Raw genomic sequence first — 17328 nt, 5'->3', positions numbered from 1 at the left:
TTTATTCAAACGTTACTAAAACATCGCCTTCATTTACGAAGTCGCCTTCTCCGGCATTGATTGTTGCAATTTTACCCGCTGTTTCCGCTTCTATTGGAATCTCCATTTTCATGGATTCCAATACCATTACTACCTGCCCAGCTGATACTTCTTCCCCAACTGCTACATTTACTGTAAATACTGTTCCTGCCATTGTCGATTCTAAATTTTTCATTTTGAAACTTCCTCCCTTTGTTTGTTCATCCATTCCCCTAAAACAGATGTTGAATACTCACCACTTATAAAACTCTCATCTTCCAAAAACTGATGGAATAGTGGAATATTTGTTTTCACACCTTCTATTTTAGCAGAAGAAAATACTTTTTGTGCAGACTCTATCGCTAATTTTCTATTTTCTGCATGAACAATTATTTTAGAAATCATCGGATCGTAGAACGGCGTGACTTTATCACCTTCTGCGTAACCTGCATCTATTCGAATTTTCTCATCTGTTTCAAAGCTTTGCGCAGTGATAGTTCCAGGTGATGGGAAAAATGTTTTTGGGTCCTCCGCATATATTCTAAATTCTATTGCATGTCCATTAGATTTTATCGAAGATTGATCTTTCACAGGTAGTTCTTCTCCAGCAGCAACCTTTAGCTGCCATTCTACTAAATCGAACCCCGTGATAGCTTCCGTAATCGGATGCTCTACCTGTAATCTAGTATTCATCTCTAAGAAATAGAACTGATGATTATGATCTACTATAAATTCAACAGTCCCAGCATTAATATAGTTTACAGCTTTCGCTGCATTAACAGCTGCCTCCCATAATTTCTCCCTAGCTTCCTGAGGGAAATTGGGAGAAGGTGCCTCTTCCATAACTTTTTGGTTTCTACGTTGAACAGAACAATTTCGTTCAAATAAATGAACAATATTTCCATGAGTGTCCCCAAAAATTTGTACTTCAATATGTCTAGATGAATCAATAAATTTTTCAAGAAAAACTACATCGCTACCAAAATATGATTTTGCTCGTGTTTTAATAGATTCAAAATTTTTAACAAGCGTGGCTTCATCATCACATCGGATCATCCCTATACCGCCACCGCCAGCACTCGCTTTAAGCATAATCGGATACCCAATCGAAGAAGCCGCTTCTATTGCCTCTTCTACAGAAGCAAGTCCTTCTTCCGTTCCGGGAACAACTGGAACGTTCGCATTAATCATCGTAATTCTTGAACCAATTTTATCTCCCATTTTTTCCATTGTTTCTGGTTTTGGACCAATAAAAATAATACCTTCTGCCTCTGCTTTACGGGCAAACTCAGCATTCTCCGATAAAAACCCGTATCCCGGATGAATCGCATCAACTTTTTCCCTCTTTGCAAGGGCAATAATATCATCTACTTTTAAGTATGATTGTTGAACTTGATTTGGACCTATTAAAAAAGCAAAATCAGCCTCTTTTGCGTAAGGTAAATCTTTGTCAGCTTCCGAATAGATTGCCACAGTTTCAATATTTAATCTTTTACATGTTTTAATAATTCGTCTAGCTATTTCTCCCCTATTTGCAATTAACACTTTCTTCATCTTATTTCCCCCTTCGTTTGACATTTCCCCATCTATATTAGTCTATACGAATGGTGAAAGCGATTTCAACTATATTCTTCAGTATTGTATCTTATACAATAAAAGAAGCCTTATAAAAAGGCTTCTTTTACTTGCGTTCGATATGAGTAATACCTTGTTTAACCCAGTTTAATAACTGTTCATAATCATTTTTCAACAAATTATATGCACTTGAAATTTCATCGTAAGAATGCTTCATTTCATCATAACTTTCCATTGCCAATTGCAAATGGTTTTGAAGCGATGAGGAATCTGCTATTTCTCTAGTAGAATACGAGGTTGTTGTTTTATGTTCTTTTTTAATAATTTGAGGGCGTAGATTCTTGTTCCATCGGAATGCACACGCCTGCTTTGATCTTCCTAGTAATACACTAGCTTCCTGAAAACCAGAAATTTGCGTGTGGCCTTGATTAATTTTGTTCAAAATTATTTCTTTTAGAAGATTATCTTCTTCTTCAGTCCAACTATCTTTTCTCAATTTTACATTCATCTAGATCACCCTTTGCTTTTTTATTAATATATGCAAAGTGGGTACAAATAGACTCTCATATTATTTCTTTTTAGATAAAAATGAATCGACTGCTTGATGATGCGCTTCTTGCTCCCATAGAACGGAACAAGTTCTAACCTCTTCTATAATTCTTTCGAATAATTTAGTCTGTTGCCATTTTCGAATTAATTGCATTTTGTATGCTTTTAATACAGATTCATGTGGCACAATCATTTTTTGTATAAATGTTTCTAGGGCATCGTATTTATTTCCTTCGAAAACTTCCGTTGCCCAGCCAATCGCTTGAAGTTGGTCAGATTCATAAGGAATCGATTCTGTTAGCATTTGGAGTGTATGATCTAGTCGCAACCCTTTTTCCCATAAATAGGTTCCTCCGCCCCAACCAGAAGTAATCGCCAATTGACCTTGAATGAATCCACATTTTGCGCCTTTCTTTACTAAACGATAATCGCATAAAGTTGCAATCTCACAACCTCCACCTACTGCGGTGCCGTTAACTAACGCTAAAGTAGGAATTGGCAGCGTAGCAACATCATATAAAATAGTCGCTGCGTCACTTAACATTTCATACGATTCTCGCTCTGTTTTCAACTTATGTAGAACAGTTAAATCGCCACCGGAACAAAAAGACTTATCCCCTGCTCCTGTTATTACTGCTAATTTAATAGAACTTTCATTTTTTACTGTATGTACTAACTCTTTAAACCCCTCTAAGACTTCCATGTTTATCGCATTATGTATAGCAGGTCTGTTTATTTCTAAAATAATTATTCCTTCTCTTTTTACTAATGTATAAGCCATTTACTCGCACCCCTTTAAAAAAATGTGAATAGAGAAAAAGACTACCGAAGAGCCATGGTCTCTTTGGTAGTCTTTTAAGGAACAAATACTGAATTATTTGCTCAATACTTCTTTCCCTTTGTATTGACCGCAAGATTTACAAATACGGTGAGCCAATTTCATTTCACCACAATTTGAACAAGCAACCATACCAGGTACGGATAATTTAAAATGTGTACGACGCTTTCTTTTTACAGTTTTAGAAGTTCTTCTAGCTGGTACTGCCATAGGTGGCACCTCCTTACAGATCTATTATTCGTCTGTTTGATCAAAATACTTAGCTAAATCAGCAAGTCTTGGATCTACTTTTGGTTGTTCATCTTCCTGCACTTCTTTGAGTTCTTCGTCTGTTGCATAACTCCAACCATTTCCACCCTCATGTCTAAATTGGTCTGCACCTTCTTTATACACTTGCATTGGAATTTCTAAAAGAATTAATTCTTCTAGAACTGGATCTACATCAATAACATCGCCTTCTACAACATGAAAGTTATCATATGCTCTTGCGGAAGCGAGTGCTGTCTCAGACCAGTTGAAGATTTCATCAGATTCAATCTCAAATGGATATTCTACATCTTCCCAAGTGCGTGCACATGGTAAAATAAGAGTCCCTGAAAGCTGAAAGTGACAAGTCATTTGCGCTGCACCAAATGTACAGTGCCCTTTTACGTGAACGGGTGAAATCCTTCGAACGTCCTGGTTCCGCTTCTTCACGTTTTCGAGTTCCACGAATTCATCTAAAGTTAGTCCGTTCTCACGATATTTAGATAGCTGATGAATTGCCCATTTCATACGATTATCACCTCAAGACAACAAAGTTGATTATATAATGACTGATTTTAGATGTCAAGATAATTTCTTGTCACTACATTAGTTTAACATTATACTGGCATTAAGGAAAGGATTTGATTTAAAGATGAAAGCAACTGGAATTATTGTAGAATATAATCCATTTCATAACGGTCATTTGCATCACCTACAGCAAACTCGTATAAAAACGAATAACGACATCGTCATTGCCGTCATGTCTGGTAACTTTCTTCAACGTGGGGAACCAGCCCTAGTTGACAAATGGACTCGTTCAAAAATGGCCATTGCTTCAGGCGTTGACTTAGTAATTGAACTTCCTTATGCATTTGCTACAGCGCAGGCGAGTGATTTTGCGAAAGGTGCTATTTTCTTATTAGATGCTTTAAAGTGTAGTTCCTTTTGTTTCGGTAGTGAAGAAGGTTCATTAGAAGCATTTCAACAAACCTACAGTCTATTATCAACCAAAAAAGACGAATATAATACAGCCATTGCAAATTATATAAAAAAAGGTATCAGTTATCCTAAAGCATTAAATGAAGCGTACAATGACATTTCTAAAGCCTCTACGGACCGTTTAGTAGATCTATCTAAACCAAATAATATTTTAGGATACCATTACGTCCAGGCTGCAAACCTTTTAAACAGTAATATTAAACCTGAGACTATTCAACGTGTTGTCGCAAATTTTCATGATGATGCTAATAATAACGAAACTATAGCCAGTGCAACTGGTATTCGCAAATTACTATTCGAAGGGCAGAAAATCTCTGAGGTAAATGCTTTTATGCCTAGTCCTAGCTTAGAAGGACTGAAGGATTGGGAAAGTACCTACTTTTCTTTTGGTAGCTGGGAAAAATTTTATCCGATACTACGAATACTTATACTTCGCTCATCGAAGGAAAAGTTGGCACAAATTGCAGAGATTACCGAGGGTATGGAAAACGCCATTTGGAAAGCTGCTAAGACACACACTAACTTTGAATCTTTTATGCAACAAATAAAATCAAAGCGCTTTACATGGACAAGGATTCAACGAATGTTAACACATATTTATACTGATTTTACTTGGGACCAATTACGTGACATTGATTTACCCACTTATATTAGACCTCTATCAATGAACAAGAAGGGGCAAACGTATTTACAAAGCATAAAAAAAGACTTGCAGCTCCCTCTAATTAGTAGAGTAGCCGCAAGTAAAAATGATAAACAGTTACAATTAGATATTAAAGCTGCCGACCTTTATTACTTAGGATTACAGTCTTCGTTTGGTCAAAGCATGGTTGGTAGTGATTTTCGAACTGCCCCTATTATTCAAGAATAGATTATTTGGGCTCTAAGTGTTCTAAGTAAGCAAGAGCATCATCAATAGTTTTCACAGGTACGATTTTCATATTCGTACCTATTTTTCTTGCAGATTTTAGTGCTTCCTCATAATTAGATGTTAGACCAGGATTATTTTCCAAAACAATAGGATCAATATCATCATCAGGAGCAAACATTATTTCCATGTCTTTATTGTCCGCAGCTATTACTTTTAAGTCTATCCCTCCGATTCTACCAACAGTTCCATCTGGTCCCATTTCACCTGTTCCTGCTATCTTATATCCCTTTGTAATATCTTCTGGTAATAACTGATTCAGTATCTCTAAAGTAAACATGAGCCCAGCTGATGGTCCACCAATATCTTCAGAGTTGATATGTACACCAGGAGTCGTTTCAACTTTTTTGTCCGCAGTGTAACTAATTCCGATACCTGGCTTTTCAAGCACTCCGGGAATTGATTTGAGAGAAACTTCTTTATCCACCTGTTCCCCATCACGCTCAACCTTTAAACGAATAACATCCCCTTCTCCTTTCTCAGCTAGATAGGCTCTTATAGACTCTTCTGTTAAATCATCGATATCATCCATTTGCAAAATTTTATCACCAGCCTCTAATACTCCATCAGCTGCACCTTCATCCACTACATTAAAAATAAATATTCCGTTATTTGATACCGTATAAGGCTTATTCGCACGGTCAAATGCAACTGAAATAGCATTAAATTGAGAATTTGACATAAGCTTTAATTGACGAACATTATATTCTTTTTCGTCTTCATCTTCTTGACGAATTTCATTTGCTTTGTAAATTTTTTGACTATCTGTAATTTTAGCATAGGCGTATGTGAGCGGTGTAGCTTTTGCTAAAGCAATCGTTAGGAGACTCAATGTACCTTCGTCATCTTGATCACCACCATCGACTTCTACAAACGGATCTAATTCGTATGCACCACCCGGTCTAGAAATATAAGATTCTAATGGATAGAAACCTAATGCTAAAACTATCACTACTATGAAAAGAAGGATTATAGGATTTCTCTTCTTCATCAAAATATCCCTCTCTTTCTAAAACACATTTGAATATTAGTTTATCACTTCCATTTTTTTCTGACAAAATATATGTGAACAAAGGATGAATTTTACATGCATCGACTGATTACAATTGGAAGCTGGGCACTTATAATCCTTTTATTTTTGCAGCCTGGTGTTGCACACAAAGGTGCAGTTGAAGGTATGAGGATTTTCACAACTGCTCTACTACCTTACTTACTGCCTTATTTAGTAATAACACAGCTATTTATACGTTCTCAAAACTCGTTTTTAAACACGACAAATAAATTTAAATTGTATTTTAATATCTATTTATTAAGTGCTATAGGTGGTTTTCCAAGTGGTGCTGCAGTTATTACTTCATTGAAGGAACTGGGTACGCTTAATAAGAGTAATGCTAGTTGGTTAATCGCAATATCCCATGCTCCTAGTCCAATGTTTGTAATAGGCTTTGTAGGGATTGAAATCTTCCATGCTGAAATTGCGGGAATTAAACTCTTACTTATAATTCATGCGGTGAACTTAATCTTTTTACTAGTATTTATCTTTTTATCTCCTCCTATCCATGAAAATACGCATATTCAAAAGTCTTCTGAGTCGCCATTCCAGGAGAGTATTAAAGAGACCTATCAAATATTATTGCTCATCGGTACTACTGTTATATTTTTTACTACAGTAAGTTTTATAGTGTTTGAATCCGTAAAAGAAATTCTACCTAATATTTCACCTATTCTACTTGTTTTTATTGCTTCTCTTTTTGAAATGACCGGCGGGATTAGCTTAGCAGGGGAAATGTTATCAGGTTCCACGTTTTTACCATTTGTAGTCGCTATTATTATTGCATTTAGCGGAATTAGTATTCATATGCAAATAATTGTGCTTGCACAAAAAGCAAATATCCCGATTCGCAAATATGTTCTGTTCCGCTTTCTACATATTCTTATCATTCCGATATTGTTTTTCTTTTTGTGATTCTTCCTTTGTTAAAAAAATAATAAACCCGGGTAAATTTGATGTCCTGACTTTAGTTTCTAACGTTTCCGAAGTGCTTTGAACAAGATTTTTCGCTATGTTATTATCGATGATTTTTTGAAATTCTGATGGTGATTTATGTCACTACTAGACTCTCTTTCTTTCGGTAATCTTAAGGCGTTTAGCGTCCGCCTGAAGCGGAAATCATAGCGGTTTTATTCATTTGTTTAAATATCAAGATCCCCGTGATTATGCTACTTTTTTTTATACTTATCTTCAAAAAGAACCTTGCATAATAGCAAGGTTCTCTAGTTTTTAATATGTATTATATTTTACTTTTAAAGCTTCTTCGACATGAGATGGTACAAGTTCATCTATTTTACCGCCGTACCTTGCCACTTCTTTCACTATACTTGAGCTAAGGAAAGAATACTGATTTTTAGTCATAATAAAAAATGTTTCAATTTTATCATTTAATACACGATTCATAGAAGTAATTTGCATTTCATACTCAAAATCAGAGACAGCACGTAAACCCCGAATAATAGCGCTCGCATTCACACTTTCAGCGTAATCTATCAATAATCCAGAAAATGTTTGAACTTTGACATTTGGTAAATGTGAAGTAGCATCTTTGATTAATTGCATTCTCTCTTTTACAGAGAAAAGCGGATTTTTAGAAGAGTTGTTCAAAACAACTACAAAAACTTCACCAAACACTGAGGCTCCACGATTAATTATATCTAAATGACCATTAGTAATCGGATCAAATGTTCCTGGTACAACAGCTATTTTCCCCAATTTAATTCCCCTCCTCTTTAAGGTAACGATAAATAGAGATAACCGTTCCACCGTAAATCTCTTTTTTCACTAATTCAAAGTCACCGTAGGATTTTTCAAGAATGACATTTTTCTCATGTTCACAAACAATAATTGCAGTATCACTCATACATCCTTTGTCTACTAGCGTTTGAACTAATTCATAATACATTACTTTGTTATACGGAGGATCTACAAATAATAGGTCAATTTTAAGTTCTCTTTTCTCTAAAGCTTTCACTGCTCTTATGGCATCTGCTTTGAAAATTTCACCTGAATCCTCTAAACGACACTTCATCAAATTATCTTTTATGGTTTGTATAGCTTTTGGGTCTTTTTCGATAAAGATACATGTATCGATACCTCTGCTCAAGGATTCAATCCCCAAATTACCACTACCTGCAAATAGGTCAACGGCTATACCACCGTCAAAGTATGGACCAATCATATTAAATAAGGACTCTTTTACTTTATCTGTTGTAGGTCTTGTATTCATCCCAGGGACCGCTTTTAATGGCAGCCCTTTATTCGCACCTGATATAACTCTCATCTCAAAACTCCAATCCTAAAATAGTGCGGATTGTGTAATATTAATACGTTTGTCTTGCTTTTCAATATTCAATAAAAACAAACGTATCATCCACGCTTCTTCAATATATAATTGTGATGCTATAACCTCAAACGGTTCCGATAACGCATCATATCTTTTATTATTTAATACATAGAATGGTTCTTTAATCGGAAAACGAAATGCTCTAGTTGCATTTTGAACATATAAGCCTTTGTCCGTGTCGTTAAGAGTATACCCCAAAGAAGTTAACAATTGTTCTGCAGCATATAAAACCTTACCATCCTTGAATAGAACTTTCATCTCTTCTTGCTGTTGCTCATTTATATATACAGGTCTAGGATCTTCAAATAATAATGGGAAATTTTCTGCCCCTGATTGTTCATTCATTACAAAAAAGGAAGTCTTTAAATCGATAATATCTGTCAATATTTTATCAAATTCTGCTGCTGTTGTATTTTTATTATTTAACAAGGCTGTTTGAAATTCTGCTCGTTGATCGGATGTTAAATAGTTATTTATCGTTTCATACATCCAAATGGACTTCGCTGAACCGACAGGTATTTCAAACAAAAAGTTACTTAAAACCTCTGCAATCAGCTGATTATCTTGAGCTAAACCATATTGAGCTTGTATATTCTTGATGATAAGCTCTTGTTGTATAGAAGCTATATCCCCTTGTTGTATAAATGCAATTCGAGTGGCATCAATTTTATTTTTATTTTCCTCAAATAATATTGCTAAATGCTCATCATTAGTTGAATCTAACTCCCCTATTATGTTAGTGACTTCATCCGGTAAAGTATTGGAAGCATAAACTGTGAAGTAATCATCTTCATATTGAACAGGTAATACCTCCTGCTGCCAATATAATTCTTGCACATCACCCGCACCAAAAGAAAGTGTATAATCGATCAGTTCCAATGAAGTTGTACCGATTAAAGGCAATCCAGATACCCACATACCACCTCTTTTCAACTCATCGGTAATATCAAGTGAAGTGAGCGAGACATCTCCTGTTTCTAGTTTAACTAGGAAGTTTTGGATCATTTGTCCATCCTTTAACCCTTCCACTAAGGGAATTTCATAAGAAATACTCTGCTTAGAGTTTTCCCCTACTTTAAATGTAGTCATCTCTTCGGACAAACGGTTACAACTATCACTTGTATCTAGATCACAGCTTCTATTCTCACTAATAATCGGCCATGATAAAGCAACTTCTTCCTTTGGTATATTGTTAAAATGTTGTTTAATAACAATCTTGTCATTCTTTACTTTCATCTCCACATCCTGCTCATAAAAAAATACTTGTCCATTCTCTTCTAACTCGGATGAGTATGCATCGTATTGAAACAAAAGTAGAACACTATTAGAAACAATAAGGAATAGACATAAAAAACTTAAAACAAATTTCATAGAATTGTCCTCCAACAAAGTGGTAATATATATAAGAAAGGAAGTGTTATCAATTGATTCAACGTTTTATAGAACTAGGCGAAGGTTATGGAGATATTTACGAACTCTGTGAACTTGCAAGAGTAAACAAAGATCGTATACACCAAGCATTTATTTTTTCTTCAACTAAAGACAATATAAGATATTTTTCTATCGCAATCGCTCTAAAACCAGTAAATACTGCAAACTTTTTTCCCATATATATATGTCGAGAGGGTATAGTTGAAACGCAACAAGAATCAAAACGACTCACTACATTTAAGGAAGCTTTGGCTGAGTTATCAATCGAACCCATTAAAGTCGACATAAAACACTCTTCTATCTATGTGGATGTAAATTTATATTATCAGTATATAATTGGTATTTTACGTTTAAATCATTTAATTCCACCGCTACAGTAGGCTTAGTTATAGTCCGATTTTATAATCGTATTCTTTCGCTTTATCTGGTTTACTATTTTCAAATTCAGTTTTCAAAAATGGTCTATATGACTCTAAAATTTCCTTAACATAAGGCAATTTGTTCATCTTTTGCTTAGCAGCATCAATTTGATCATGATCGCAATATAATACGACATATTTTTGTCTTTTTGAAATATAATGAACGTGACCAAACTTCCGCAAGGATTTAGCTTGTTTTAAATGATGCACATAGACAATTAGTCCTTGTCTTTCTGTCATACTTTTCCCCTCATTTCTTCCTCTCAAGAATAACATATGGAGGAATTTGATAGCAACAACAACTAGCTGACAGTTTTATGTACTTTGGATATAATAAGAAAATGCCCTTGGTAAATGAAATTCATACTGGATAATTCATAGAAACAAGTAATATTTTTATTAAATACACTTCACTCTAAGGAGGAATTGATTTATGGGTAAAAAGTCAAATGTTGCTTTCGCACTTGCAGCCGCAGCAGGTGCAGCTTGGGCTAGTACTAAAGCACTTTCCAAACCGCAAAGTCGACCACCTAAAAAAGCATTGGAATATGAACAACCTATTATATTGGCACATCGCGGAGGATCAGCACTTGCCCCAGAATGTTCTCCTTCTGCATTCGAACAAGCTGCAAAACTTGGGGTCCATGGTTTTGAAATAGATATAAGACTAACAAAAGATGAAGAGATAATTGTATTTCATGATGAAGAACTAAACAGAGTAACTAACTTTGCTGGAAAAGTATCTGACTATACATTAGCGGAATTAAAAGAAGCAGATCTTGGACATCATTTTTTGGATGTTGAAGGAGCCCCTTCCTTTAAAAACTGTGGCGAACAGATAATAACCTTAGGGGAATTACTAAATTCATATCCACAGATGCTGATCAACATGGATATGAAGGATGCTCCTCAAACTTATGAAGGAAGTTTAATGCCTTCCAAACTTTGGAGACTTTTAGAGGAGCATCAAGCATTAGATCGTGTCGTGGTCGCTAGTTTTTATGATGACCAACTAGATCGTTTTAACTTATATGCACAAAATTCGGTTGCACTAGGTGCAAGCGAAAAGGAAGTAAAAAAAGCGTATACAGCATATACAAGTCAATTTAAACATTTATATCATCCAAAGGCCGATGTCTTTCAAATTCCAGTAAGATCAAATTTATTCCCACTGGATAATCCAGGTTTTATCAAATTTTTAAATTCATTAAATATCCCAGTTCACTATTGGACAATTGATGATCCAGAAATGATGAAAAGACTAATCAGCAATGGTGCAAAGGGAATAATTACCGACAGACCAGATTTAGCGATGGAAGTGCTGAAGCTAGATTAGTAACTAAATGAGAAGAAGCGAGAGCAGCATTATAAGTAGAATACAGGCAACGTTGATTTCCGCTCCGAGCGGACGCTTTCCGCGGGCACGGCTTCAGCCGCTTCCCTCGCTCCGCTCAGTCCAGGGTCTTCTGCTCGTGCTTTCCCACTGGAGTCTCCGCTCTGCGCTCCAATCAACTAGGTCCACTTTATATAATCAGATAATTGGATATAATACCATCTTAATATACGTGTTTTATCTTAATATAAGTATTAATGAAATGGACTCAGATAAAAGAAAATCCACTTGCTTCTTTCATGATAAAATAGTATATCTATTCAAGCAGAAGGTTTTATCCCTATAATAATTTTGATTACTCTTAGTATCTCAGCAATATGCTTTGCTTTATCTCAGAGTTGAGAACTACACTTTATATTGATTGGAGTGCAAGGTGGCGACTCCAGCGGGATAAGCGAGAAAGTCGAGACCCGCGGAAAGCGTCCACCTGAAACGGAAATCAGTAGTATTATTCATTTTAAAAGTTCTGTATATCCAGCGTTCACGCTGCATTTTTATATAATTTCTTTCAAAAAAAGATGTGTGCATTTTTTGCACACATCTACACTTTACTAATAACGTTAGGCAGAACAAGAACAAGATCCGCCTGTACCGCATCCACTTCCGCAGCTAGAGCCCGAGGAAGCGAAAAATGGATTACTTACAGGAACCTTAACGCCTTCTGAAACAGATTTACCAATTAACAAACTCACTTCGTCCAGTAAGTCCTGCAATTCGTTCTCAGCGACTTTCAAGTGCGCCACTGCATCTACCATATCCAATTTTCGTTTAGTTACACGAATATCTTTCATAACCTTCGAATAATCAGGATGGTATTTCCCGAAACGTTGAACCTCTTCGTATTGCTCTTTTAGTCTAGTGAAGCTATTAACCTCACTTACTAAAGATATATCTGTATATACAGCACGATGTGCATCTAAGTATTGGTAAAATTGCTCAGAGGAAAGAATCATAGTACATAATATATCCGACTGGTCCATTATATCGACCCATTCGTTAGTCATAATCATTTGATTAACCTCCAATCTGAGTTAATCATACCAGAAAAGTAAAAACAAATGCCAAACTATTAACTTTTTGTTAGGAGAAAATAATGAACAAACTACAAAATTTATTCGACAAAGTAGCAGAACAGTCATCTAAACAAGAACTAAGCTTAATAAATGATTTTCTAAATGCGATTCAACAAAAGCAGCAAAACCAGGCCCCTACATACTTAAATGCCGTATTTCAAATGGATACTCAGTATGAGCAAGATCAATGTATTGTCACAATGCCAATAACTCCAATCACACATAATAGTTTTAATATGCCTCATGGCGGTATTATCGCTACACTTTCTGATAATGCAATGGGATTTTTAATTAATAAGGATTTACACCCAGAAGGAAAAGGTGCAGTAACAACGAATATGACAATTCACTATGTTAAATCTTCAACGGAAAAAACCTTAATAGCAACTGCTAAATACTTACATAAAGGTCGTCAAACAATAGTGATGGAATGCACCGTAACACAGCCTGACGGAAGAAAAATTGCTTATGCTACAGGATCATTTTTTGTAATTAATCCTCCCACTTCTTCAAAATAAGAACTAACTACATCACGATCAGAAAAAGGGACTACGAGGTCATGTAAAATTTGCTCTTGTTCATGTCCCTTTCCTGCTATTAATACAACATCTCCTTCTTTTGCTATTTGTAGTGCATAAATAATGGCTTTCTTTCGGTCAGGTTCTATATGATATTTCTTTTTATCCAAACCCCTTACAATTTCTTTTATAATATCTGTTGGGTTTTCATCTCGTGGATTATCGGAGGTTATTATTGATTGTGTTGCAAAAGTTGTTGCTACTTTTCCCATCTCGTTTCGTTTTTTCTTATCTCTATTTCCTCCACATCCAAATACAACGTATATATTATTTTTAGAAAAAGCATCAATAGTTGAAAGGCAAGCTTCCAAAGCATCTGGTGTATGCGCGTAGTCGATTAGCACTTTAATCCCTTTATTGTTATCTACATGCTGAAATCTTCCGTTTGGAAGCATAAGAGGTTTTATATTATGAAGTGGAACCTTCAAAGCCCATAAAGAAGCAAGTGCAGCGGCGAGATTCATCCCATTATAAAATCCACTGTTCTTCATTTTCACTTCTATTTCTTCATTTTTCACATAAAATTGATACGTTATTTCATCTTCATTGTCGTTTTTTTGTTGAAAAGTAACAGTATTACGAGCATCGACACCGAAGCTTATTATAGGTAAAAAAGAATTTTGAGCAACTGTTCTACACCATTCATCATCTGCATTTACTACTAATGTGGTACATAGTGGTACGAGTAGTTCTTTTGACTTTTTATACGGAACCATTCCCCCATGGAATTCAAGATGATCTTTTCCAATATTCAAAAATACTCCTACGTCTATCGGATAACTCCCTAAGCGATTGTCCAATAATCCTTGCGAAGATGCTTCTAAAATGATGAATTCGACAGAATGCTCATAGCAATAATGTACAATCTGTATAAAATCATAGAATGGTAGCGTTGTATTATTGCGGAAATTTTGTTTCAACTGCTTTCCGTTGATAAACACCCCTAATGTCCCGATTACACAAACCGATTTCCTTTGTTGCATAAGTAATTGACCTATAAAAAAAGCGACTGTCGTTTTACCATTTGTCCCTGTAATCGCTACAGTCTTCACTTTTTTCCCATACAATTCATAGGTTTTTTCGCAAATTCTCTGCTTAAATCGTTCCATATCTGAAGGAATAATAATCTGAGGAACACAGCAGTCTGCTAGAAAAACTTCTGATATTACTGCAACTGCTCCCAGATGAATCGCTTCATCTATAATACGACGACTATTTCGTTCACAAATAAATATATCGCCTTCTTTAATCTGCTTTGAGAAATTAACAATCTTGCTCATCCGACATATTGAAAAGTCGCCAATTACACTATATGTTAATCCTTTTAAAAGTTCATTTAACGGATAAATAGTAACACACTCCCTACACCATTCTTGTAAAATCGCATACAGTAAAATGAATTCCCTGTATCGTATGAACGGAGTGTTTGAAATGTCACGAATAGAGTGGTTGAGATTATGATTGTTCAAAAATTTGGCGGTATTGCCATGCAAAATCATCAGAACAGACAATTAGTAATACAACGAATCCAGCAAGCTATCAATACCCATCAAAACGTGCTTGTTGTTGTTTCGGCAATGGGAAGAAGGGGGAAACCCTATGCAACTGATACTCTTTTAGATTTGCTTCCTATCAACGACAATAGCATTGAAACAGATTTGCTCTCTGCATGTGGTGAGTTGATCTCAAGTTCTGTATTATCAACAGAACTAAAAACTGAAGGAGTATCTTCTACCCTTCTTTATGGCAAAAACGCCGGCATCATAACGAACGAAACGTATGGAAATGCCCTTATTAAGAAAGTAGACATGAGCTCTGTACATCAAGCATTTGAAAATTTCCAATGCGTCATCGTCCCAGGTTTTCAAGGTGTCTCAGAAAGTACACACAATTTTACTACATTAGGAAGAGGTGGGAGTGATCTAACCGCCGTCGTTTATGGATATTATTTAAGTGCTGACGTAGTTGAATTTTACAAGGATGTCCCTGGTATCATGACGTCAGATCCTTCTACAAGTAAGAATGTGGAGCTGATACCTTTTATGACCTATGAGGAACTTCAGGAGAAGATAGATGAACCTGTCGAAGTCATACAAAAAAGAGCAGCTACATTTGCTGCTCTTCATCAAGTCCCTTTGCACATTCGCTCTTTGTATCAGGAAAGTGAGGGAACGTTTGTCTCTAACTAATTATTGTAGAATATCCTTAGTAGTATTTACAGCAGTTCGTTCAATAAAGTTTTGCGTATAGTAGCTACCGTAAACCCCAATACCAGTATGTGTATAATCCTGACCTAATAAAATCTCACGATGATCATTAGAATTCATCCAACCATTTACGGCTTCTCCTGCATCAAAATAAAAAGCGGCTGTATTTCCAGCGGCACTAGAAAATTCAATTGATGACTCTTTTAATTGATCACTAAACTTGGATACCTCAAACTTTTCATTGACAACAATATTATTTTTCGCCATTTCCTCACTATTATCCATCGCAATATTTTGCAATTCATTATCAGACACTAGTAATCGAAGGTTATTACGATAACGATATACATTTGTAAGTTCAAATACCTGACGCTCATTTGCGCGGTCTATCGCAGCTTGAAAGAGGGAATCAGGAGTTTTTGTTTCTACCATAATTCCGTTATATAAAATATCATAAGGCTTATGCAGCAAAATAGTTTTGGGGTCTGTAAACCTAACTGCTTCTAGCTGCCGACTTTCCGAATCTATATATAGCATAGCAAATAAATTATCAAACTGAACTAATATTCTATTGTCTATGTCATCTTCCGTAAGAGAAAAAGTATAAGTATTTGAATCTATAGAAAATGTAATTTCAGATTGCACTAACGTAAAACGATAAATTTCATCTACGTCTTGCCCAATTTTATAAGGTGCGACCTCTACGTTATCTCCAGCAGCAAAGGCTTGGGTTACTTTATCCCCTTCTACTCCAATTAACAAATAAGTTTTAAGAGACTGATTGTATACCCACCACTCATATCCAAATGCTGATGGTTCGGTCCGAGTAGGTTTCCCTAATAACTCAATAACCGCTTGGGTCGAACCTCCTACTAATGTTGAAACTCCTTCCTTGGGACGTGTAAATGCGGTCTCAACTTCCACCACTTCTGTTGAAGAGTTTGGAATTACCTGCCCTGTATTATTTGAGCCAGTAATGAGCTCATTTTCATGTACAGGATTATCAAAATATATAAATATCACTAGTACTATAGCTATAGCAATAACAATACGTATTAGATTATTCATCATAACTTCTTCTCCTAACTCTTCCACCATTTCTCCTAGTATACCAAGGTTAACTAGAAAGACACAATGTTACCATTGCAACATTATCAAATTTGAATTAATATTAATAGGAACAGATTCTATTTGGAATATGAACGTGAAGGAGGACAATTCAATGTATTTCGAAAACACTGGTATAGAAAACACTGTCATTGATCTAAATATATTAGATGACCTTATGAAAAAGCAAGGTTTAGTTCGTGCAGGTCAATGGGATTACGAACGTGTTACTTATGATAAAAAGTATGTTATAAAAGAAGGTACATTTTATCTTCGAGTATTTGGTTTCACAAAAGATGGTGATGTAGGGGCACACGATGCAAATATTACACTTTTAAAACCGGTTATAGGAAAACACTATTATCCACATGGTGTTGAATATGGCGAAAATGAAGTTTTCCCAAAGCATCTCCTAAAATCTTGTGATCAAACATTAGCCGCTGTAAGAGCAGAATTAGCTGCTTTTGAAATTCATGCTTAATAGGAAATCCTAAAACGCAAGAGTTTAATTCTCTTGCGTTTTTTCTGTTCAAAAATTAGGAACTTGTCTATACTGTTAATAAACGACA

Annotated in this window: 21 protein-coding genes; 7 read left to right on the top strand and 14 right to left on the bottom strand. The window is 35.5% G+C overall.

All coding sequences use genetic code 11. From position 1 onward, the window contains the following. Position 1: 1 nt before the first annotated feature. From ACQCPR_RS05965 to ACQCPR_RS05940, 6 genes are all read right to left on the bottom strand, one after another. Positions 2-214, bottom strand: coding sequence for an acetyl-CoA carboxylase biotin carboxyl carrier protein subunit (locus ACQCPR_RS05965; protein ID WP_090562863.1), 213 nt, complete (start codon positions 212-214; stop codon positions 2-4). Continuing rightward, the gene (locus ACQCPR_RS05960) at positions 211-1572 is read right to left on the bottom strand and encodes an acetyl-CoA carboxylase biotin carboxylase subunit (RefSeq protein WP_427138496.1); all 1362 of its coding nucleotides are present in this window, start codon (positions 1570-1572) and stop codon (positions 211-213) included. The genes ACQCPR_RS05965 and ACQCPR_RS05960 overlap by 4 nt, the downstream gene beginning before the upstream one ends. Positions 1573-1699: 127 nt before the next feature. Beyond that, entirely contained in the window at positions 1700-2101 is a 402-nt protein-coding gene (locus ACQCPR_RS05955) for a hypothetical protein (protein ID WP_090562870.1), read from the bottom strand. Positions 2102-2161: 60 nt separating this feature from the next. Next, entirely contained in the window at positions 2162-2923 is a 762-nt protein-coding gene (locus tag ACQCPR_RS05950; protein WP_427138495.1) for an enoyl-CoA hydratase/isomerase family protein, read from the bottom strand. A gap of 93 nt (positions 2924-3016) precedes the next feature. Next, positions 3017-3190, bottom strand: coding sequence for a 50S ribosomal protein L32 (gene rpmF, locus ACQCPR_RS05945; protein ID WP_090562877.1), 174 nt, complete (start codon positions 3188-3190; stop codon positions 3017-3019). A gap of 24 nt (positions 3191-3214) precedes the next feature. Further along, positions 3215-3754: a YceD family protein gene (locus ACQCPR_RS05940; protein WP_090562880.1), complete on the bottom strand. Its 540-nt coding sequence runs from the start codon at positions 3752-3754 to the stop codon at positions 3215-3217. 124 nt (positions 3755-3878) lie between these two features. On the opposite strand from ACQCPR_RS05940, the gene ACQCPR_RS05935 reads away from it, so the two are divergent. Further along, entirely contained in the window at positions 3879-5096 is a 1218-nt protein-coding gene (locus tag ACQCPR_RS05935; RefSeq protein ID WP_427138494.1) for a nucleotidyltransferase, read from the top strand. 1 nt (position 5097) lies between these two features. Here the strand turns inward: ACQCPR_RS05935 and ACQCPR_RS05930 are convergent, their stop codons facing one another. Then, the gene (locus ACQCPR_RS05930; protein WP_427138493.1) at positions 5098-6144 is read right to left on the bottom strand and encodes a SepM family pheromone-processing serine protease; all 1047 of its coding nucleotides are present in this window, start codon (positions 6142-6144) and stop codon (positions 5098-5100) included. Positions 6145-6240: 96 nt separating this feature from the next. Between ACQCPR_RS05930 and ACQCPR_RS05925 the strand changes: the two genes are divergently transcribed. Next, complete coding sequence (locus tag ACQCPR_RS05925) at positions 6241-7119, top strand: hypothetical protein (protein WP_090562889.1); 879 nt, start codon at positions 6241-6243, stop codon at positions 7117-7119. A 315-nt stretch (positions 7120-7434) separates the two neighbouring features. Here ACQCPR_RS05925 and coaD read toward each other — a convergent pair whose 3' ends face one another. Genes coaD through ACQCPR_RS05910 form a run of 3 tightly spaced genes read right to left on the bottom strand, consistent with a single transcriptional unit; the run spans position 7435 to position 9922 of the window. Beyond that, a complete protein-coding gene (gene coaD, locus ACQCPR_RS05920) occupies positions 7435-7920 on the bottom strand; it encodes a pantetheine-phosphate adenylyltransferase (RefSeq protein WP_427138492.1) in 486 nt (161 codons plus the stop codon). A 1-nt stretch (position 7921) separates the two neighbouring features. Beyond that, positions 7922-8488 (bottom strand): 16S rRNA (guanine(966)-N(2))-methyltransferase RsmD, encoded by a 567-nt coding sequence (gene rsmD, locus ACQCPR_RS05915; protein WP_427138491.1) that lies wholly within the window; start codon positions 8486-8488, stop codon positions 7922-7924. A gap of 15 nt (positions 8489-8503) precedes the next feature. Next, positions 8504-9922: a hypothetical protein gene (locus ACQCPR_RS05910; RefSeq protein ID WP_427138490.1), complete on the bottom strand. Its 1419-nt coding sequence runs from the start codon at positions 9920-9922 to the stop codon at positions 8504-8506. 53 nt (positions 9923-9975) lie between these two features. Between ACQCPR_RS05910 and ACQCPR_RS05905 the strand changes: the two genes are divergently transcribed. Further along, entirely contained in the window at positions 9976-10362 is a 387-nt protein-coding gene (locus ACQCPR_RS05905) for a DUF7147 family protein (protein ID WP_090562901.1), read from the top strand. Between the two features lie 6 nt (positions 10363-10368). Here ACQCPR_RS05905 and ACQCPR_RS05900 read toward each other — a convergent pair whose 3' ends face one another. Then, positions 10369-10641, bottom strand: coding sequence for a YlbG family protein (locus tag ACQCPR_RS05900; RefSeq protein WP_427138489.1), 273 nt, complete (start codon positions 10639-10641; stop codon positions 10369-10371). Positions 10642-10834: 193 nt separating this feature from the next. On the opposite strand from ACQCPR_RS05900, the gene ACQCPR_RS05895 reads away from it, so the two are divergent. Next, entirely contained in the window at positions 10835-11737 is a 903-nt protein-coding gene (locus tag ACQCPR_RS05895) for a glycerophosphodiester phosphodiesterase (RefSeq protein WP_427138488.1), read from the top strand. Positions 11738-12354: 617 nt separating this feature from the next. On the opposite strand, the gene ACQCPR_RS05890 is transcribed toward ACQCPR_RS05895, so the two are convergent. After that, complete coding sequence (locus tag ACQCPR_RS05890) at positions 12355-12804, bottom strand: YlbF family regulator (protein ID WP_093494382.1); 450 nt, start codon at positions 12802-12804, stop codon at positions 12355-12357. A gap of 83 nt (positions 12805-12887) precedes the next feature. Between ACQCPR_RS05890 and ACQCPR_RS05885 the strand changes: the two genes are divergently transcribed. Next, complete coding sequence (locus tag ACQCPR_RS05885; RefSeq protein WP_427138487.1) at positions 12888-13385, top strand: PaaI family thioesterase; 498 nt, start codon at positions 12888-12890, stop codon at positions 13383-13385. Here the strand turns inward: ACQCPR_RS05885 and ACQCPR_RS05880 are convergent. Further along, the gene (locus ACQCPR_RS05880) at positions 13334-14725 is read right to left on the bottom strand and encodes a UDP-N-acetylmuramoyl-L-alanyl-D-glutamate--2,6-diaminopimelate ligase (protein ID WP_427138486.1); all 1392 of its coding nucleotides are present in this window, start codon (positions 14723-14725) and stop codon (positions 13334-13336) included. The two genes, ACQCPR_RS05885 and ACQCPR_RS05880, sit on opposite strands and share 52 nt — an antisense overlap. 177 nt (positions 14726-14902) lie before the next feature. Here ACQCPR_RS05880 and ACQCPR_RS05875 point away from each other — a divergent pair, with 177 nt between their 5' ends. Further along, entirely contained in the window at positions 14903-15634 is a 732-nt protein-coding gene (locus ACQCPR_RS05875; protein ID WP_269921375.1) for an aspartate kinase, read from the top strand. Here ACQCPR_RS05875 and ACQCPR_RS05870 read toward each other — a convergent pair whose 3' ends face one another. Next, the gene (locus ACQCPR_RS05870; RefSeq protein ID WP_241596077.1) at positions 15635-16723 is read right to left on the bottom strand and encodes a CAP domain-containing protein; all 1089 of its coding nucleotides are present in this window, start codon (positions 16721-16723) and stop codon (positions 15635-15637) included. Positions 16724-16874: 151 nt separating this feature from the next. Here ACQCPR_RS05870 and ACQCPR_RS05865 point away from each other — a divergent pair, with 151 nt between their 5' ends. Next, a complete protein-coding gene (locus ACQCPR_RS05865; protein WP_090562923.1) occupies positions 16875-17240 on the top strand; it encodes a YugN family protein in 366 nt (121 codons plus the stop codon). Positions 17241-17328: the final 88 nt, after the last annotated feature.

The sequence above is a fragment of the Psychrobacillus psychrodurans genome (assembly GCF_050209195.1).
Taxonomy (GTDB): Bacteria; Bacillota; Bacilli; order Bacillales_A; family Planococcaceae; genus Psychrobacillus; species Psychrobacillus psychrodurans.
Note: the sequence above shows the minus strand (reverse complement) of the source record. Positions and strands in the feature narration are given on the sequence as shown.